Genomic DNA, 19,598 nt, shown 5'->3' with positions numbered 1-19,598 from the left:
CACCGATTCGTTGATAACAGCGATAAAACACCATTGTGCCGGAGAGCATCATGCATAAATTCACTAAAGCACTGGCGGCCGCAGGCCTCGCCGCGCTTATGTCACAATCCGCTATCGCCGAGACCATGAAGCTCGGTTTTCTCGTCAAACAGCCGGAGGAACCCTGGTTCCAGACCGAGTGGAAATTCGCCGATAAGGCCGGCAAAGATCTCGGCTTTGAAGTGATCAAAATTGCCGTGCCGGACGGTGAAAAAACCCTGAACGCTATCGATAGCCTGGCGGCGAGCGGCGCCAAAGGCTTTGTCATCTGTACCCCGGATCCCAAGCTGGGCTCGGCCATCGTCGCCAAAGCACGCAGCTATGACCTGAAAGTGATTGCCGTGGATGACCAGTTTGTCACCGCCAAAGGCAAGCCAATGGATACCGTACCGCTGGTGATGATGGCGGCGACCAAAATCGGCGAGCGTCAGGGCCAGGAGCTGTACAAAGAGATGCAGAAACGCGGCTGGGATGTGAAGCAAACCGCCGTGATGGCGATTACTGCTAACGAACTGGATACCGCACGCCGCCGCACCGGTGGCTCAATGGCCGCGCTGAAAGCCGCCGGCTTCCCGGAGAAGCAGATTTATCAGGTGCCGACCAAATCTAACGATATCCCGGGCGCGTTTGACGCCGGTAACTCGCTGCTGGTGCAGCATCCGGAAGTGAAGCACTGGCTGATTGTCGGCATGAACGACAACACCGTGCTGGGCGGCGTGCGCGCCACCGAAGGCCAGGGCTTCAAGGCACCGGACGTGATCGGCATCGGTATCAACGGCGTGGACGCGGTAAGCGAGCTGTCGAAGGGCGCGCCAACCGGCTTCTACGGTTCCCTGCTGCCGAGCCCGGACGTGCACGGCTATAAGAGCAGCGAAATGCTCTACAACTGGGTGACCAAAGGGCAGGAGCCAGCGAAATTCACCGAAGTGACCGACGTGGTGCTGATCACCCGCGACAATTTCAAAACCGAGCTGGCGAAGAAAGGGCTGATGTAAGTCGGTTTTAAGCCGTCCTCAATGTGATGTTAATTAACAGTCAGCCGGCATAGTTCGTGCTGTAGCAAGGCGGCAGGCACGTTTATCCCCGGGAGCTTACTGAGGTCAGTGACCGGGGTAAATGTGCGCAGCCAACGCCGCTACGGTGCGAAATATAGAGGCTCAGGAGTTCCCATGAACACGGATCCAGCATTTCTGTCATTTCATGGCATCAGCAAAACCTTCCCTGGTGTGAAAGCGCTGCAGGATATCTCTTTTCAGTGCCGCGCCGGGGAAGTGCACGCGCTGATGGGAGAAAACGGCGCGGGCAAATCCACGCTGCTGAAAATCCTCAGCGGCAGCTATCAGCCCAGCGGCGGCGAAATCCGCATCAAAGGCACAGCGAAAAGCTTCAGCAATACCGTTGATGCGCTGGATGCCGGCGTGGCGATCATTTACCAGGAGCTGCATCTGGTACCGGAAATGAGCGTGGCGGAGAACATCTATCTTGGCCAGCTGCCGCACAAGCGCGGGCTGGTTAACCGTAAGCTGCTGCGCTACGAAGCCGGTCTGCAGCTGAAAAATCTTGGCATGGATATCGACCCCGACATGCCGCTGAAATACCTGTCGCTCGGCCAGTGGCAGATGGTCGAAATCGCCAAAGCGCTGGCGCGCAACGCGCGCATCATCGCCTTTGATGAGCCGACCAGTTCGCTGTCGGCGCGCGAAATTGAGCATCTGTTCCGCGTGATTCGCCAGCTGCGCGAACAGGGCCGGGTGGTGCTGTACGTGTCGCATCGCATGGAAGAAATTTTCGCGCTGAGCGATGCCATTACCGTGTTTAAGGATGGGCGCTACGTGCGCACCTTCACGGATATGGCCAATACCCACCATGACGATCTGGTGGAGGCGATGGTCGGACGCAACCTCGGAGATATCTATGGCTACGCGCCACGTGAGCTGGGTCCCGTGCGTCTGCAGCTGGACAAGGTGGAAGCGAAAGGCGTGCGGATGCCGATATCGCTGACGGTGCGCGCCGGAGAAATTGTCGGTCTGTTTGGACTGGTCGGTGCCGGCCGCAGCGAACTGATGAAAGGGCTGTTTGGTGCCACCCGGCTGCGCGCAGGCACGGTCACGCTGGACGGTAAACAGCTCAACATTCGCGAACCGATTGATGCCATCCGCGCCGGCATCATGCTGTGCCCGGAAGATCGCAAAGCCGAAGGCATCATCCCGGTGCACTCGGTGCGCGAGAACATCAATATCAGCGCGCGCCGCCACAACCTGAGTGCCGGCTGTCTGATCAAGCCGGGCTGGGAAGCGAAAAACGCGGACCACCACATTCGCTCGCTGAACATCAAAACGCCGGGTGCGCATCAGCTGATCATGAATCTGTCCGGTGGCAACCAGCAGAAGGCAATTCTGGGCCGCTGGTTGTCGGAGGAGATGAACGTGATCCTGCTCGACGAACCGACGCGCGGCATTGATGTCGGCGCCAAACATGAAATCTATAACCTGATTTATCAGCTGGCGAACAAAGGGATCGCGGTGCTGTTTGCCTCCAGCGATCTGCCCGAAGTGATGGGACTGGCCGACCGCATCGTAGTGATGCGCGAAGGTGAGATTGCCGGTGAACTGCCCCACGACGCCGCCACGGAGCAGCTGACGCTGAGCCTGGCCATGCCGAAAACCACTCAAGCGGCCGCCGTGGCCTGAGGTAAAGGAGAGTAAAAATGGCTTCATCTACCACGTCCAATACGCCACCGGTGCAGCGCAGTGGCCTGCAGCTCGGGCGCATCTGGGACAACTTCGGCATGCTGGTGGTGTTTGCGCTGCTGTTTATCATCTGCGCCATCTTCGTGCCTAATTTTGGCACCTTTATCAACATGAAAGGGCTGGGCCTGGCGATGTCGATGTCCGGCATGGTGGCGTGCGGCATGCTGTTCTGCCTCGCCTCCGGCGATTTCGACCTGTCGGTGGCGTCGGTGATTGCCTGCGCTGGCGTCGTCACCGCCGTGGTGATCAACATGACCGAAAGCCTGTGGATCGGCGTCGCCGCCGGCCTGCTGCTCGGTATGGCCACCGGTTTCGTTAACGGCTTCGTGATTGCGCGCCTCAAAATTAACGCGCTGATTACCACGCTGGCGACCATGCAGATTGTGCGCGGCCTGGCCTATATCTTCTCCGACGGTAAAGCGGTGGGGATTGAGGATGAACGTTTTTTCACCCTCGGCTACGCCAACTGGCTGGGCGTGCCGGCACCGATCTGGCTGACCATCGCCACCATGATCGTGTTCGGTTTCCTGCTGAACAAAACCACCTTTGGCCGCAACACGCTGGCGATTGGTGGCAATGAGGAAGCGGCGCGGCTGGCCGGGGTGCCGGTGGTGCGCACGCGCATCATCATCTTTATCCTTTCCGGGCTGGTATCAGCGGCGGCCGGTATTATCCTGGCTTCGCGCATGACCAGCGGTCAGCCGATGACCTCGCTCGGCTATGAGCTGATCGTTATCTCCGCCTGCGTGCTGGGCGGCGTGTCGCTGAAGGGCGGTATCGGCAAGATCTCCTACGTGGTCGCCGGGGTGTTGATTCTGGGTACCGTCGAGAATGCGATGAATTTATTGAATATCTCGCCATTCTCACAGTATGTGGTGCGCGGTTTGATACTGTTAGCGGCGGTGATCTTTGACCGCTACAAACAGAAAAGCAGAACCGCCTGATCCCGCGGGCGCAGCCGCAACGCTGCGCCCCAACGTCACACGAACCGGGAGATCCTTATGTACCACCGCGAAGCGCCGAGTGAACAGCAAAATCCGTTACTGCCGGGCTATCCGTTTAACGCCTGGCTGGTGGCCGGCCTGACGCCAATCAACGCCGGCGATCAGCTCGATTTTTTTATCGATCGCCCGCACGGCATGAAAGGTTACATCCTCAATCTGACCATCAAAGGTCAGGGACGGGTGTTTGACGGGGCGTCAGCGTTTGACTGCGAGCCAGGCGACCTGCTGCTGTTTCAGCCGAAAACGCCGCACTACTATGGCCGCGCGCCGGACAGTCCGTGCTGGCACCATCGCTGGGTCTATTTCCGTCCGCGCGCCTACTGGACCGACTGGCTGCAGTGGCAGGATCAGAACCAGGGCGTTGGCCGGCTGCGGTTGCCGGATGCGCTGCGCGTCGAATTTGACCGCCTGTTTGCCAGCATCGAACAGACGCATAATTCCGGACGCCGCTTCGCCGAAGAGCTGGCGATGAATCTGCTGGAACGCCTGCTGCTGCGTGCGGTAGAAGAGGATCCGCGCAGCCATCAGCAAATTCGCGATCCGCGCGTGATTGAAGCCTGCCAGTACGTCACCAATCATCTGGCCAGCGAGGTGAAAATCGAGGAAGTGGCGCGCCACGTCTGTCTGTCGCCGTCGCGTCTGGCCCATCTGTTCCGCGAACAGATGGGCATTAATTTGCTGCGCTGGCGCGAAGATCAGCGGGTGATCCGCGCCAAGCTGCTGCTGCAAACCACTCAGGAACCGATCGCCTCGGTGGGGCGCGAGGTCGGCTACGACGACCAGCTCTACTTCTCGCGCGTGTTCCGCAAGCGGGTGGGCGTCAGTCCGAGCGATTTCCGCCGCCGCAGTCAGGATGCGCACGACGCACTGGTGGCCCAGGAGAGCTGGCAACCGGCACGGAGTGCGATCTCCTGAGCTTTCAGGTGATTCCGCCTTGTTCTTACTGACTGATTCGTCTTAAATCAGTCAGGTCACGAACAAGAGGAATGAGAATGAGCGATAAACTACGTGTCGGCCTGATTGGCTACGGATTTGCCAGCAAAACCTTCCATGCGCCACTGATCGCCGGTACGCCAGACGTTGAGCTGGCGGCGATCTCCAGCAGCGATGCCAGTAAAGTGCACGCTGACTGGCCGTCGGTGCAGGTGGTGGCCGATCCTCAGGCACTGCTGGATGACCCGACGCTGCACCTGATTGTAATTCCTACCCCGAACGACACCCATTTCCCGCTCGCCAAAGCGGCACTTAATGCCGGCAAGCATGTGGTGGTCGATAAACCGTTTACCGTGACGCTGTCACAGGCGCGCGAGCTTGATCAGCTGGCCAAAGCCAAAGGGCTGCTGCTGTCGGTGTTCCATAACCGCCGCTGGGACAGCGATTTCCTGACGCTGAAAACGCTGCTGAACGACGGCACGCTGGGCGAGGTGCGCTATCTGGAGTCGCACTTTGACCGTTTCCGTCCGGAAGTGCGTCAGCGCTGGCGCGAAATGAAAGGCCCGGGCAGCGGGATCTGGTTCGATCTTGGACCGCACGTGCTGGACCAGGCGTTGCAGCTGTTTGGACCGCCGGTGGCGATCAACGTCGACATGGCTGAACTGCGTCCGGGCGCGCAAACCACCGATTACTTCCACGCGGTGCTGACTTATCCCACCCGGCGCGTGGTGCTGCACGCCAGCATGCTGGTAGCGGCGGAATCGGCGCGTTTTGTGGTGCACGGCACGCGCGGCAGCTACGTTAAGTATGGGCTCGATCCGCAGGAGGACCGTCTGAAAGCCGGTGAACGTCCGCCGCGTGAAGAGTGGGGCTACGACATGCGCAACGGCACGCTGACGCTGGCCGAGGGCGACGTGATGGTGGAAAAAGAGCTGCTGACGCTGCCGGGCAACTATCCGGCCTATTATGCGGCGATCCGCGACGCCATTGCCGGTAACGGTGCCAACCCGGTTACGGCGGAAGAGGCGATTCAGGTGATGGAGCTGATTGAGCTTGGCCTGCAGTCGGCGGATAAACGCCAGACACTTTCCCTGCGATAATAAAAAAGGCATATTATGGTAATGTAAGTTCACTCTAAGTAATGAGTGAACTTACAAATAATAAAATTCCAAATCATTTAAGTGTCAAGTTGGCCACATACGATTCCTTTTTAGTGGTATATGAATTCTTTAAACTCAAAGTAATATGTCAAAAAATGTATTTACTGACATTTCTTTCCAGTTGGGCTTTTCTGATTTTGGATATGATTGTAAATGGTTTCCTCTTTTCCAGGCATTACAGAAAATAATTCCCTTATTATCAGTAATGCCATTTTGAGCAATACTTGCACTTTTCTTTAAGGCCTTGCCGGGATTTGTCATGCCATGCTTACCAATTCTTTCCCATGGAAGACCAAGTTTCGACCAATATTTCCCTGTTTGGGTAATATGATGAGGGTTATCATAGAGCTTATTATTTTTCTCATCATAGCCTATTTTGTCAAAGTTAACGTTTTTACAATACTTCTCGAGAAATGTGCCCTGAGCATATTCAGGAAAAAGAGCAACAGTATGGGCTAGTACGTGCCTGACAGGTGTCGTCGCTTTACATAAAAACTTCACTTTGGCGCCATAGAAGTGGCCATCCTCAATATGACCTATTCCTTTAACACCCAATAAAATAAAGACATTCACCACTCGCAGATCAAGACCTTCAATACGTACACGTTCGAGAGGGGCGTAGCGTTTGTCGCTAAGACAAAATGGCATTTTTTTCAATAAGTAGATATCTTTGGCATATTGATAAATCACATGGCCATCATTTTCTCTCTCTGGGTGAGGTTTGAAAATCACATCCTCATTATCAGGCAATCTATAATTACTAATAAAACCACCATCTGCATTAATTGCTTTGCTATCATTTTTTATTGAAGATGAATAATGTAAGCAGAATGGATCAAGTTGACTATCTTTCAATCTGATTGCGCCATGTCCAAGGTCATTGGTTTTGGAGCGCGCAAGTGTTTTGCCTAAATGAAACTTGTTATATTCCATTTTACTTCCTTCTCATTGATGACACTGAATTCAGATAATTAAATGCCTAAGTAGTGCAGGCAATATCAAATCTAGCGTTTGATTTAATAGTTATCAATTACATTTTTTATCTTTTAATTTTTAACTTGTTAGTTTAATGATTTCGCAAAAATTTAATTTTAAGAAACGTGTTTTTATCGCAGTGATGATTCGCGGGGGAACGAAATTCTACAGTTGTTATTTTTTATAAGATGTTCAGGAGGTTAAGGGATACGGAAAAATACAGGTTATAATTTAAGTATCGAAGTGAATTTTTTTAGATGGTTTACTGCTGAAAGTGCAAGTTTCAGCAGTAGATATCAAATAAATTTATAATAACCCGATTAAATGAGAGGTCAATTTAACGCCACGCGCTGGCGCAGCGCGGCTTTCTCCGCCTCGGTTAAAAAGGCGATAGCGATGCCGTTCTCTTGTGCCTGACGGATTTCAGCGGCGCTCAGGCCCGCCTGTGGCGCAGCGACCTCATATTCATGCGCCAGCTCAATGCCCTGGACCGCCGGGTCGTCAGTGTTGATGGTTGCCAGAATGCCGTGCTGCAGGAACGCCTTCAGCGGATGGCTGGCCAGCGAGGCCACGGTGCTGGTCTGAATGTTCGACGTCAGGCAGGATTCAACACCAATGCGCTGTTCGGCGAGAAAATCCATCAGCGCGCGGTCTTCAATCGCTTTGACACCGTGACCGATGCGCTCAGCGCCCAGCTCGCGGATCGCCTGCCAGATGCTCTCCGGTCCGGCGGCTTCACCGGCATGCACGGTGATGCGGAATCCGGCATCGCGTGCGCGGTTAAAGTGGCTGAGGAATTCGCTGCCCGGGAAGCCCAGTTCGTCACCGGCCAGATCGACGGCAGTGATGCCGTCGCGGTGCGCCAGCAAACCTTCCAGCTCGCGCAGGCAGGCTTCTTCGCCGAAGGTGCGGCTCATGATGCCAATCAGCTTCACATCAACGCCGTACTGCTGCACGCCCGCGCGCACGCCATCAATCACCGCTTCCACCACGCCAGCAATCGGCAGCTGATGGTTCATCGCCATGTAGCCCGGGGAGAAGCGCAGCTCAGCGTAATGGATACCGGCCTGCGCGGCGTCAGCGACGTTTTCCAGCGCAATGCGGCGGCAGGCGTCGAGATCGCCCAGCACTTTGACGCCCCAGTCAAGCTTCTGCAGGAAGCTCACCAGGTCCGGCTGGTTGGCGGTCACCTGCACGTGCGGACGCAGCGTATCCAGCGTATCGGCGGGCAGCGCAAGATTGAACTGACGACCTAAATCAAGGATGGTCTGGGCGCGGATATTGCCATCAAGGTGGCGGTGAAGGTCGGTGAGGGGAAGTTTCGCATCAATCATGTCGCACTCGCTGAATTAACGTAAAGTGCAGACCATTATAAAAACATCTTGCGCAACCGCGCCAGTGATTTGCGCAAAGCGGGCAGCGGATGCTGAATTAATCAGCATCCGCTGTGGTTCAGAACGATTGCAGTGCGGCAATCAGCCGGTCCAGCCCGTCATCCAGCTTGCTGCGCGGGCAGCCGGCGTTGAGACGCAGATAGCTGCGGCTGGCGCTGCCGTAAGTGCTGCCTGGCATAATCGCCACCTTATGCTGCTGGATCAGCCGCTGCTGCAGCGCGACGTCATCAATGGCCAGCGGCGCGGTGTCAATCCATGCCAGATAAGTGGCCTGCGGCGGTTGCCAGTTAAGCCCGGCAAACGCCGCGTTGAGCCGTTGCGCAATGTGCTGCATATTGGCACGCAGATAATCGCGCAGCGCGTCGAGCCAGGGTGCGCCGTGACGGTAGGCGGCAATGGTGGCAGCCAGCGCCATCACCGCCGGTGACGACAGCCCGTCCTGCTGCTTCAGCGCGTGAAACCACGCCCGGCGATCGTCCGCGTCCGGAATAATGCCCCAGGCGCCGGTCAGCGCCGGAATATTGAAGCTCTTCGAGGCCGAGGTAAACAGCGCCCAGCGGCCTTGTGCCACCTCGCACCACGGCGTGTGGCGCGCCTCGCTCAGCACCATATCCATATGGATTTCGTCGCTGATCACGCTCACGCCATGCCGTTCGCACAGTGCCGCCATCTGCTGCAGCTCTGCGCGCTGCCACACTTTGCCGGTGGGATTGTGCGGGCTGCACAGTAACATCACCTTACAGCGCGGCCGCGCCAGCAGGCTTTCCAGCTGAGCCATATCACAGCGCCATGTGTCGCCAGCGCGCTGCAACGGCAGTTCCAGCACCCTGCGCTGATTCCCGATGATTGTCTGGTAAAACGCATCATAGGCGGGCGTGTGAATCAGCACTTCATCCTCCGGCTGTGTCCAGTGGCGCAGTAGCTGTGCCACCATATAAATCACCGACGGGCCGTACACCAGCGACTCTGCCACGATCTCGCTGGCAAAGCGGCTATGCATCCAGTGCTGCAGGGCGGAGAGGAAATCCTCGTGCTGCCAGCGGCTGTAGCCCAGCACGCCGTGATTCAGCCGCTGCTGCAACGCGTCAATGATGCAGGGAGCGGTGGCGAAATCCATGTCCGAGATGGTGAAAGGCAGCAGATCTGGTACGCCGAAGCGGTCGGCGACAAAGTCCCACTGCGTGCACCAGCTGCCGTGGCGATCCACCACCCGATCAAAATTAAACGCCTGCATATTTACACCGTCGCGCTCATCAGATGGGCCATTTCATCCTTGACCGACTGCACCTGCGGGCCAATGACTACCTGCAGATTGGTCTGATTGAGGTGCACCACGCCGATGGCGCCGTTGGCTTTCAGCGCGGCATCGTCGACCTTGCTCATGTCGGCCACCGACAGGCGCAGGCGCGTCAGGCAGTTATCCAGCGAGGTGATGTTGTCAACGCCACCCAGCGCCGCGAGAATCGCTGGCGTGTTGTAGCCGGATTTGCCCACGCCGGCGCGGCTGACCTGCTGCTCAACGCGGCTGGTTTCTGCTTCGCGGCCTGGTGTTTTGATGTTGAAGCGGGTGATGGCGAAACGGAAGATGGCGTAGTAACCCACAAACCACACGGCGGCAATCACCGGCACCCAGTACCATTTAGTAGAAAGGCCGTGCAGCACGCCAAACACGAAGAAGTCGATCACGTTACCGTCGGTATTACCGATGGTCACGCCAAGCATCGCCATTACGGTGAAACCGAGACCGGTCAGCAGCGCGTGGATCAGATACAGCACCGGTGCGACAAACAGGAACAGGAATTCGATCGGTTCGGTGGTGCCGCCGACCACGCAGGCAACCACGCCCGAAATCAGCAGACCTTTAATTTTGTATCGGTTTTCCGGGCGTGCGCAGTGGTAAATCGCCAGCGCTGCCCCCGGCAGGCCGCCAAGGAATGCCGGCATTTTACCCTGCGACAGGAAGCGGGTAGCGCTTTCCGCGAAGCCGTGAGTTTCCGGACACGCCAGCTGCGCCTGGAAGATCGTCAGCGCGCCGCTGACGCTGTGACCACATACCTCCATGGTGCCACCGGCATCGGTAAAGCGAATAATCGCCACCAGAATATGCTGCAGGCCAAACGGCAGCAGCAGACGTTCACCGGTGCCGAAGATCATTGGGCCGAATTCGCCCGCGCTGTTGATCATCCAGCCAAGACCGGTGATCGCGCGCGCAAAGAATGGCCAGATCAGCGGTACCACCAGCCCCAGCAGGCCCATCACCACGGTAGTGATAATCGGCACAAAGCGCGTGCCGCCGAAGAATGCCAGCGCATCCGGCAGGCGAATATTGTGGAAACGCTCGTGCAGCCAGAACACCACAATGCCGACAATCACCGCGCCGAGAATACCGGTGTCGATGGACTGAATGCCGAGAATGTTCTGCACGTTATTGGCTTTCAGCACCGCCGCATCGGTAGTCGGCAGAATCCCGTTGATGTTCAGCCAGAAGTTAACGCTGAGATTGAGCACCGCAAAGCCGACGAAGCCGGCAAATGCCGCCACGCCTTTGTTTTCCCGCGCCATGCCCAGCGGGATGGCGATGGCAAACATCACCGGCAAATAGCTAAAGGCAAAGGAGCCGATTTTCGCCATCCAGATAAACAGGTATTGCAGGAACGGCTGGTCGAGCAGCGGGATCAACGTCAGTACATCATGGCTGCTGAGTGAACTGCCGATCCCTAACATGATGCCGCAAAACGACAGCAGCGCCACGGGTAGCATGAAGGTTTTCCCCAGGCTCTGGAAAAATTCCCAGAGCGACATTTTGGGTTGGCTGTGAGGCATAGTCTCTCCTGGCTAAAAAGTAACAAGCGGGTAAAGTGGTGGGGGATGATAAAACGTTTTATCACGGCTTTTTGTGGTGATAATCACAAAGCGTGACGAGCATCGGGCTTTATTTTTATGTGAATCAGTGTAACGTTTTACCTCTTTGAATTTTCCGGCAACGAATAGCGTCACACTATGTCCCAGCAAAAAATCACCATCCATGATGTCGCGCAGGCCGCTGGCGTATCGGTCAGCACGGTATCGCTGGTGCTGTCCGGCAAAGGGCGTATTTCACCCGCCACCGCCGCGCGGGTGAATCAGGCGATTGAGCAACTCGGCTATGTGCGTAACCGCTCAGCCTCCATGCTGCGCGGCGGTGAGAGCGGGGTGATTGGCCTGATCGTCCGCGATCTCAGCCAGCCATTTTATGCGGCAATGACGGCGGGACTGAGCGAGGTGCTGGAGCAGCAGGGCAAAGTGCTGGTGCTGACGCAAAGCGGCCAGCACGGCCAGCATCTGCAGCGCTGTTTTGATTCGCTGGCGGCGCAGGGTGCCGATGGCATTGTGCTGGGCGGTGCGGTGGCGCAGGCGGAATCGCTGCGGTTACAGGCGCAGGAGCAAAATATTGCGCTGATCTGCGCCGCGCGCGCCAGCAGTCTGGAGAAAGTCGATTCGCTGCGTCCGGATAACAGCCAGGCGGCGCGGATGGCCACCGAGTATCTGATCAAACAGGGACATCAGCGCATTGCCTGGGTGGGCGGTCTGGGGTCCTCACTGACGCGCGCCGAACGTATCGGCGGCTATTGCGCCACGCTGCTGCAGTACGGTTTGCCGTTTCGCCCGGACTGGATTATCGAATGTGACGATCGCCAGCAGAGTGTCTCCGCGCTGACGCAGGCGTTGCTGCATCAGCATCCGCGTATTACCGCTATCCTGGCCCACAATGCCAGCACCACGCTCGGCTGCTATTTCGGCGCGCTGCGCAGCGGCCGCACCCTCGGGGAAGACGCCGTGGACAGTTACTACACCCAGCAGCTGGCGCTGGTCGGGTTCAACGACGATCCGCAGCCTGAGCTGAACGATCCGGCATTGACGTTTGTCAGCAGTGAAGCGCGCATCGTCGGGCGGCGCGCGGCAGAACGCATATTACAGCGCCTGGCGCAGCCACAGGCCGATGTGCAGACGTTAATCGTGCCGCCGCAGCTGGTGCAGGGCCGCTAAGCCTGTCGCCCGCCCGGCGTCAGATCATTACTCGCCACGTTTCTGTTACCGCTGCTTACCGATTGTCAGCTGGCCTGTGATCATCGTTCTGCTTATGCATTGCGGGCCAGCAGAAAATAAAGATTAAGCTTCAGCATCAAATATTGACACGAAACTGTCATAATATGGCCAGCGTTAAATGAAAATCAACGCGTTAGCCATTTATCTGAATTCCGCGAATTTTGTATTGATTAATATTCTTTACCGGCCGCGCCTGTATTTTATTCAGGCTGGCTGATGTTATTACCTGTCACAAAATGTGTATTTTCTTATTGTTTAGCGCGGGTTTACTTGCTCGCTGGATTTGTGACTGGCGAGGAATATACTGCCAGCTATGCTTATTTTTCCTGTGCCGGGGCACGTATGAAAATAATCGTAAATGGGAAAGGTTATCCGGAAAAGAGAAATATCATCGTCAACGATTCACACCATTATCTCAATCTGAAATATAAAAATATCTGGTTTTATCGTAACGCCGTCAGGCAGAAAATCCGCAAAGCCAATAAGTTGTTTATTTTCGCGCCGCTACCGTTCTCGGTGCCGGACGATGCACAAATCATCCATCTTTTTAATGAAGTGGCCTGCACGAAAAAACGCTGGATGGCGACATTTGAAACCGAAATTCCGCGCGTGCTGCCGGTGCCGGGCATGGCCAAACTGCATAATCCACAATTGCAGAAACAACTCAAACTGATCGCGGCACCGCAGTGTACGGCGCTGCTGGCTATCTCCGACGCGACGAAAAAAATTCAAATCAAGCTGTTACAGGCGTTTCCGCAGCAGGCTGCAGCCATTTTGCCCAAACTGCACACCCTGCATCCGCCACAGGCAATTATCTGTGATCGGGTCAGGCCGGTGAATCAGGCGAAGCTGACGTTCAGCTTTGTCGGCAATGAGTTTTATCGTAAAGGTGGGGCGGAAGTGGTGCTGGCGTTTAGCGAGTTGCTGGCAGAAGGCATCATTCACCCTGACAGCGTGCAGGTGAATTTAACGGGCAACCTGAAGCATCGCTATAATATCGCGCACGGCGCGCAGCAGGATGACGCGCAATTTCATCAGCGGATTGAAGACCTGATTAATCAGCAGGCAATCTTCAGGCATGAAACATTTTTGCAAAATGATCGGCTGATGAAAATGCTCGAACAGACCGATGTCGGATTATTACCGACCTGGCAGGATACCTACGGCTTTTCAGTGCTGGAAATGCAGGCGTGCGGCTGTCCGGTTATTACCACCAATGTACGCGCACTGCCGGAAATAAACCCGGCCTCGGCCGGCTGGCTTATTGACTGTCCGCTGAATGATATGTTTGAAATCGCTATCGGTTCAGCGCAGGAGAAACAGGCGATCAGGGCCAGAATTATTGCGCAGCTCAAACAGATCATCATGCAGATGATGGCGCAGCGCGAGGCGATCAGCACCCGCTCGGCGCGGGCGCTGCAAAGAATTAAAGACCAGCACGATCCGGCGCGCTTTCGCGCCAGCCTGGACGCTTTTTATCAGTTAGCTGGCGAGGCCGATCGGGCCTCAGGCGTGAACGCACCAAAGCGAGTGGATATATGACCGGCCGGTTTAGCCGCTTCTCATCAACCCTGGGGGCAGAGCGGCGCTGGCCTGACGGCCAGCGCCAGGTGAGTTAACGTGCTTTCGTCGTCAGATCAAGAAAGGGATGTTTGCCCGCCAGCAGCAGCAAAAACTCATATTCTCCCTGACTGAGCGGGGAGGGTTTTGCGGTGGACTCCTTCATCTGCCAGACGCGCAGGCTGAGGTCGAAGCGCTCCGCGGCAAGCAATTGTGTCATGCCTGCGGCAATACGCAAGTCGCGGACATCGGTTTGAACCGGTACAAGGTGCTGCAATAATTGATGACTCATAAATTTTTCTCTTATTGTGGCCTTTCCCTGGCGGTGTTGTTATGTGCTGCACGCAGCGTCGGTCAGAGGCTGGCAAGGCTGGCCGCAACAGCAGCGGTGCCGGTGCCGGATGTTGTTAACCCGGATTGAGCCCCGGGCGGTGGGCTGTCAGAAAAACGAAAATGGCTGATGACCGCAGCCAGCGTTCCGGTACGGCCATTCAGGCTGCCGGCCGAGGTGGCGATCTCTTTCACCAGAGCGGCATTCTGCTGGGTAACGCGATCCAGATCGGTCACGGCCAGCGTAACCTGGGCAATGCCTTTGCTCTGTTCGTCTGACGCCAGCGCAATCTGGCCAATCAGCGACGTGACGGCGGAAACGCTTTGCGTGGCGCTGTCCATGATGGCGCCGGCGCGCTGCGCGGTCTGCGCTCCCTCGCCAACGCGCGTCACGGTGCCATTAATCAGCCCTTCGATCTCCTTCGCGGCGCTGGCGCTGCGTTGTGCCAGCGTGCGCACTTCAGCTGCCACCACGGCAAAGCCGCGTCCCTGCTCACCGGCGCGAGCGGCTTCAACAGCCGCGTTCAGTGCCAGAATATTGGTCTGAAATGCGATGCTGTTAACCGTGGCGGTGAACTGACGGATTTTATCGGCCTCGGCGGCGATATCGGCCATCATCGCTGACACGCTTTTCACCAGCGCTTCGCCGTCGCGCGTGGTGCGCGCCGCATCCTCAGCCAGCTCGCGCGCTTCGCCCGCGCTGTGGGCATTTTTCTCTACGGTGGCGCTAAGCTGCTCCATGCTGGCCGAGGTCTGCTCGAGCGCAGCCGCCTGGCGGGTGGTGCGGTCGGACAGATCGGCATTGCCGCTGGCGATATCCGCAGACTCCTTGCGTAGCACGTCGGTGTTGTCATGCACGGCACGCACCGTGGTCAGCAGGCTCTGCTGCATCAGCCTGACCAGCGGAATCAGCTGACCCACACAGTTGCGGCCAAAATCCTGCGGTTCCCGCGTAAGATCGCCAGCGGCGATGCCGCGGAAATGTTCCCGCAGCGCCCCCAGCGGCCGTACCAGATGCGTGACCAGAAAACGGTCACAGAACAGCAGCAGCGCGAGCATCAGCAGTGCAGCAATGCCAAAGGCCATTTGCAGACGCTGGCGATCGGACTGGTCGGCATGGTTATTCGCTGCGATGTCGCGCTGCAGGAAATGCAGGCGCTCAGCCGCAGGCACCGCAAAGTCAGCCGGCGATGCGGTGAGGGCGGTACGCAGCGGCGCCCAGTCGCTATCGGCCGGGGCATCGGTCGCTACAGCCGCTTTCGCCGCCGTGGTTCCCGATGCCATCACTAAACTTGCGCGATTGAGAAACAGCAGCTGGCTGGTCAGGGTGGCGTTATGCAGTTCGCGCTGATGCATGTCGCGCAGCACCGTGCTGCCATAGATCCCGGCCAGCGCCACAATCAGTAGCGCCGCGACCAGGATGCACTGCACAACCCGGCGAATGGTGAAGTTTTTAAGAAATTGCATGGTGAGTTTCCCCGGTGTCGTTTAAGACACAATGGTGTCGAGCGTTATTATTTATTGTTCGCGATAATATCGCGTACTATGGTTTAGCGTTTTAAGCATGGCAGGGAATTCTGAAAAAGAAAATGAATCGTCGATAAAATATTTCTTTCCCAAAGATATGCCAGATTAATTTACAAGAGGGTTATTTCGCCTGGCCGCGGCAGTCAGGCTCGCCGGCGGATAAATAAACTTTCATTGTTTTTGCCGTTTGCTGAAATTGAGCGTTCAGTGCCCGTTAATTTAGCTTAAGTCACGCCGCAATGATTAACAGCACTCCGCCTGCAACACGCTGGGCGTCAACAAATAATAAACGCTGCCGTGTTAACGCTAATTTCACCCGTGACCATCACCGATTATAAATTCACACTGTAAAGCACCGGGCCCGTTGGACGTCCGGTTGGCGAACCGCCGTGCGGCTCGAGACTGATCGCCAGCGTCGCCTTAACCAGCGACTGCTGTTTCTCAATCGGATACTGCTGCGGCGCACTTCCGGTGACCAGACCAAGTGAAACGGGTGCCCGGCCCGGCGGAATCAGCCACAGTTCCAGACTCTGATCCGCCCTGACCGCGCTGACCTGCAGCGGCGCCAGACTGATCACGTCCTGCCGGCGGCTGGCGCTCACCACCCATTGCTGACTGTGTTGCGCATCGGTCAGCACCGCCAGCGGTGTCATAACCGGCTCGCGTAGCCAGTAAGCCGACAGCGCGAAGCCCAGCGCGACGCAGGCGGCAGCCAGCCACGGCAGCGTCCGGCGTGCGGGGGCGACGCGCTTGTCGGGCGGCAGAGAAAGGGCAATTTTTTTCCATAGCGTTTCCGGCGGCGTGACGGGCGGCTGAGCCTGATCGAGACCCGCCAGCAGCGTCTGCCAGCGGGCGACCTGCGCCGCCAGCACCGGCTCGGCCTGCAGTCTGCGCTGAAAGCGCAATCGCGCGCTGCCGCGCAGCGTGCCGAGGGCGTACTCCGCCGCCAGGGCGTCATCCCGCTGCACCTTGTCACTCATCGTCCAACACACTCCCGCAGATGGTCCAGGCCACGTCGAATCCAGCTTTTAACCGAGCCGACCGGCTGCTGCAGCCACCCGGCAATGTCGCTATGTGATAAGCCCTGATAATAGGCCAGCGCAATCGACTGGCGCTGTTCACTGCTCAAATGCTGCAGACAGTGGTGCAGGCGGGCAACCTCGCGATCGTGCTGCTCATCCAGACTGACGTCACCCGGCGTGCTGCTTAAATCGTCGAGCCAGGCTTCATCGGCATGGAATTGTCTGGCATAGCCGCTGCGCAGCCAGTCAATACAGCGGTTGCGTACAATGTGCGTCATCCAGGTCAGGGGAGAACTGAGCGCGCTATTAAATGACGCGGCGTTGTGCCAGACCGTGATGTAGCATTCATGCAGAATCTCTTCCGCCCACGCCCGCTGGCGTAACATGCGCAGCGCTACCGCAAACAGATGCGGGGAAGTCAGCCGGTACAGCTGTTCAAAAGCCAGGCGATCGCGCTTCGCGACCGCCTGTATTAAGGCTATTTGTTGCTCAGCCTGAGAGGCGTCCATAATACTCCTGGCCGGTTTGTTTAACCTTACCGAGTATAGACAGTTATTCAGGCATTAAGACGGTATCAATAACGTCAATGACGCCATTTTTCTGGTTTACATCATAAGTGCTGATATTTGCCACATTACCCTGACCATCTTTCAGCTGAATATTGTGTGGCCCGTTGCTCATAATCCACAGCGGCTGACCATTCACCGTTTTCAATTCGGCTTTACCGCCACCCTGTTTAATTTTTTGCTCCAGCGCTTTCATATCATATTTACCGGCGACCACATGGTAGGTCAGCACGCTGGTGAGTTTGGCTTTGTTTTCTGGTTTGAGTAGTGCATCAACGGTGCCGGCAGGCAGTTTGGCAAAGGCGGCGTTAGTCGGCGCAAACACCGTAAACGGGCCTTTGCCCTGTAAGGTATCGACCAGACCCGCGGCTTTAACGGCAGCGACCAGCGTAGTGTGATCCTTCGAGTTCAGGGCGTTTTCAATAATGTTTTTTTGTGGATACATTGCCGCGCCGCCTACCATCACCGAATCGGCGTGCATGGCCGCCATCGCAGCGTTCGCGCCAAGCAGGGCGGCAGACAGGACGGCATAACTGATTAACTTTTTCATCATATATCCTCATTGAAAGAGCAGAAGGGTGCTCACAAAGGGATATACGTACGGTGCGGCTGAACGGATGCAGAAAAGGGTGAAATTTTTTTGCCGGGGGAAAACGGCAGCCCGGAGCGGGCTGCCGCGGGGATTACTCTGGCATGCCTTCGCTGGTTGGCGCGCCTAACATGTAGCGCGACAGGAACTGCTCCAGCGTCATTTTGTCGCCATTCATGGTGACCTGACCGTTAGCGTATTGCAGGCTGGTGGTGATGTTATCGTCCTGCTGCTGCGTCAGACGGAACATCTGGCCCATTGCCGCCAGACCTTTCACCTGCTGATCGGCCAGCTTCTGCGCATCATCACCCTGATAACCTTCCGCCAGCCCGACGTGACGCATCACTTCGGTCGCCATCGGCATATTGATGCTCAGCTTGCCATCGAGCGTTTTCAGCACGCGATCCACGGCGGCACCCAGACTCTGCGGTTCACCGGTGACGGTCGCCGGATCGTTAAAACCGACGTTAAGGTTGAACGTGCTCTCGCCCTTGTCATTTTTCCAGCTCAGCGGCGCCACGCTTACGGTCGGCGAACCTTTCAGCAGGGTCGGCAGGTTATTTCTCAGAATGGTCTGCACGCTGGCCTGGTAGCGGATAGGATCGTCCACCACGCCAGGCTGGTTCAGCAGATCCTGCATCTGCGCATTGTACTGGTCAGAGAAGGTTTTCACCGCCTGAGCATCAAACTGCGCAAATTTCATCGCCAGTTTGGCTTCGCCGAACGGCTGTTTCTGCAGGCTGATGCTATCGACCTGATAATCAATCTGGCCGCCAATCTTACCGTCTTTGTTGTCGAACGAGGACTTCCCGTCCAGCTTCTCCAGCGTCAGGCCTTCCTGACCGTTGATGCTGGCGTCGAGCTTATCCAGCGTGATGGTCTGGTCGCCGACGCGCACGCCTTCCGGACTCAGGTGGGTGTCACCGCCCAGCTTCAGACCATTAAGGGTAAACAGCACCGGCTGCTGCAGCTGGTTTTTGCTGGTGACGGCGATACTCGAGAAGTCGCCCTGCAGACTCACTTTGTCGCCTTTGCTGTCCGCGCTGACGTTGAGCGTGCCGCCGTTAGTGGCGAGGCGATCACCGGTCTGCGCATTGCTGTAATCCACCGGCAGCAGGTGCAGCGCGGTATCGGTCGCGCCGCTGTAACCAACGCGGGTATCGGCATTAACCAGCGATTTGCCCTGAGTCAGTTCAAACAGTTTCTTCACCGCATCGGTGTTTTCCAGTTCGGTGTGCACCGAGGCCATGCTGGGGATCAGGTTGCCGCGCTTCAGCTGAGCAAACGGGAAAGGACCGTGGTCGATGGTTTCGTTGAGCACGATGCTTTGACCCGGCTTCAGCAGCGGATTGTCTTCGGTCTGCGAACTGGCCTGAATCACCAGTTTGGTTTTGCTGCTGAATACGCCACGCTGGTAATCCTGATAGCTGAGCGTCAGACGGCTATTCGGCGCGTACGCGTTGATCTGGCTGTTGGCATTTTGCAGCATCTCATCCATGTGGCTTTCCAGCTGTTTACCGGTAAACCACGCTGCGCCAGTCCAGATTACGCCGAGCGCCACAATCACACCTACGGCAACCTTGGTCTTTTTCATCGCTGAGTCGTCCTTATCCTTGCGTGCGCATACCGTTGGGCCGCGCGACGGGTGAAGAAAAACGCCCGC

At 56.8% G+C, this 19,598-nt stretch carries 17 protein-coding genes; 7 read left to right on the top strand and 10 right to left on the bottom strand.

All coding sequences use genetic code 11. The features are described from left to right. Positions 1-50 precede the first annotated feature (50 nt). The 5 genes from AC6I8P_RS10215 (at position 51) to AC6I8P_RS10195 (ending at position 5,826) form a co-directional block, all read left to right on the top strand. Positions 51-1,034 carry an arabinose ABC transporter substrate-binding protein gene (locus AC6I8P_RS10215; RefSeq protein ID WP_021506179.1) on the top strand — a complete coding sequence of 328 codons (984 nt, stop codon included), beginning with the start codon at positions 51-53 and terminating at the stop codon, positions 1,032-1,034. 174 nt (positions 1,035-1,208) lie between these two features. Further along, positions 1,209-2,729, top strand: a complete 1,521-nt coding sequence (araG, locus tag AC6I8P_RS10210) for an L-arabinose ABC transporter ATP-binding protein AraG (RefSeq protein ID WP_058758463.1) — start codon at positions 1,209-1,211, stop codon at positions 2,727-2,729. 17 nt (positions 2,730-2,746) lie between these two features. Beyond that, the gene (gene araH, locus AC6I8P_RS10205) at positions 2,747-3,733 is read left to right on the top strand and encodes an L-arabinose ABC transporter permease AraH (protein WP_498030587.1); all 987 of its coding nucleotides are present in this window, start codon (positions 2,747-2,749) and stop codon (positions 3,731-3,733) included. Between the two features lie 57 nt (positions 3,734-3,790). Then, entirely contained in the window at positions 3,791-4,708 is a 918-nt protein-coding gene (gene araC / locus AC6I8P_RS10200) for an arabinose operon transcriptional regulator AraC (RefSeq protein ID WP_211726228.1), read from the top strand. 77 nt (positions 4,709-4,785) lie between these two features. After that, positions 4,786-5,826: an oxidoreductase gene (locus AC6I8P_RS10195; RefSeq protein ID WP_498030586.1), complete on the top strand. Its 1,041-nt coding sequence runs from the start codon at positions 4,786-4,788 to the stop codon at positions 5,824-5,826. Positions 5,827-5,961: 135 nt separating this feature from the next. Here the strand turns inward: AC6I8P_RS10195 and AC6I8P_RS10190 are convergent, their stop codons facing one another. The 4 genes from AC6I8P_RS10190 to malX all read right to left on the bottom strand — a co-directional run bounded on the left by AC6I8P_RS10190 (position 5,962) and on the right by malX (position 11,078). Further along, the gene (locus AC6I8P_RS10190; RefSeq protein ID WP_498030585.1) at positions 5,962-6,819 is read right to left on the bottom strand and encodes a hypothetical protein; all 858 of its coding nucleotides are present in this window, start codon (positions 6,817-6,819) and stop codon (positions 5,962-5,964) included. A 374-nt stretch (positions 6,820-7,193) separates the two neighbouring features. Continuing rightward, the gene (gene add, locus AC6I8P_RS10185) at positions 7,194-8,195 is read right to left on the bottom strand and encodes an adenosine deaminase (protein WP_498007531.1); all 1,002 of its coding nucleotides are present in this window, start codon (positions 8,193-8,195) and stop codon (positions 7,194-7,196) included. A gap of 118 nt (positions 8,196-8,313) precedes the next feature. Then, the gene (locus AC6I8P_RS10180) at positions 8,314-9,489 is read right to left on the bottom strand and encodes a MalY/PatB family protein (RefSeq protein WP_498030584.1); all 1,176 of its coding nucleotides are present in this window, start codon (positions 9,487-9,489) and stop codon (positions 8,314-8,316) included. Positions 9,490-9,491: 2 nt separating this feature from the next. Next, the gene (gene malX, locus AC6I8P_RS10175) at positions 9,492-11,078 is read right to left on the bottom strand and encodes a maltose/glucose-specific PTS transporter subunit IIBC (RefSeq protein ID WP_498030583.1); all 1,587 of its coding nucleotides are present in this window, start codon (positions 11,076-11,078) and stop codon (positions 9,492-9,494) included. 177 nt (positions 11,079-11,255) lie between these two features. Between malX and malI the strand changes: the two genes are divergently transcribed. Together malI and AC6I8P_RS10165 are read left to right on the top strand one after the other, a co-directional pair. Then, positions 11,256-12,281 (top strand): Mal regulon transcriptional regulator MalI, encoded by a 1,026-nt coding sequence (malI, locus tag AC6I8P_RS10170; protein ID WP_031279152.1) that lies wholly within the window; start codon positions 11,256-11,258, stop codon positions 12,279-12,281. 276 nt (positions 12,282-12,557) lie between these two features. Then, on the top strand, positions 12,558-13,883 hold the full coding sequence (locus AC6I8P_RS10165) for a glycosyltransferase (RefSeq protein ID WP_338670281.1): 1,326 nt from the start codon (positions 12,558-12,560) through the stop codon (positions 13,881-13,883). A gap of 73 nt (positions 13,884-13,956) precedes the next feature. On the opposite strand, the gene AC6I8P_RS10160 is transcribed toward AC6I8P_RS10165, so the two are convergent. From AC6I8P_RS10160 to AC6I8P_RS10135, 6 genes are all read right to left on the bottom strand, one after another. Then, positions 13,957-14,193, bottom strand: coding sequence for a hypothetical protein (locus AC6I8P_RS10160; RefSeq protein WP_058769724.1), 237 nt, complete (start codon positions 14,191-14,193; stop codon positions 13,957-13,959). A 62-nt stretch (positions 14,194-14,255) separates the two neighbouring features. Further along, positions 14,256-15,698, bottom strand: a complete 1,443-nt coding sequence (locus AC6I8P_RS10155; protein WP_233210682.1) for a methyl-accepting chemotaxis protein — start codon at positions 15,696-15,698, stop codon at positions 14,256-14,258. Between the two features lie 392 nt (positions 15,699-16,090). Continuing rightward, positions 16,091-16,738, bottom strand: a complete 648-nt coding sequence (locus AC6I8P_RS10150; protein WP_104092891.1) for an anti-sigma factor — start codon at positions 16,736-16,738, stop codon at positions 16,091-16,093. Continuing rightward, positions 16,735-17,289 (bottom strand): sigma-70 family RNA polymerase sigma factor, encoded by a 555-nt coding sequence (locus AC6I8P_RS10145; protein WP_021506166.1) that lies wholly within the window; start codon positions 17,287-17,289, stop codon positions 16,735-16,737. The genes AC6I8P_RS10150 and AC6I8P_RS10145 overlap by 4 nt, the downstream gene beginning before the upstream one ends. A gap of 43 nt (positions 17,290-17,332) precedes the next feature. Further along, entirely contained in the window at positions 17,333-17,896 is a 564-nt protein-coding gene (locus AC6I8P_RS10140; protein ID WP_031279149.1) for a fasciclin domain-containing protein, read from the bottom strand. A gap of 133 nt (positions 17,897-18,029) precedes the next feature. Next, complete coding sequence (locus tag AC6I8P_RS10135) at positions 18,030-19,529, bottom strand: YdgA family protein (RefSeq protein WP_058769727.1); 1,500 nt, start codon at positions 19,527-19,529, stop codon at positions 18,030-18,032. Positions 19,530-19,598: the final 69 nt, after the last annotated feature.

It is taken from the genome of gamma proteobacterium symbiont of Lampromicra miyakona (genome assembly GCF_059730895.1).
This window is presented reverse-complemented; position numbering and strand designations above follow the sequence as displayed.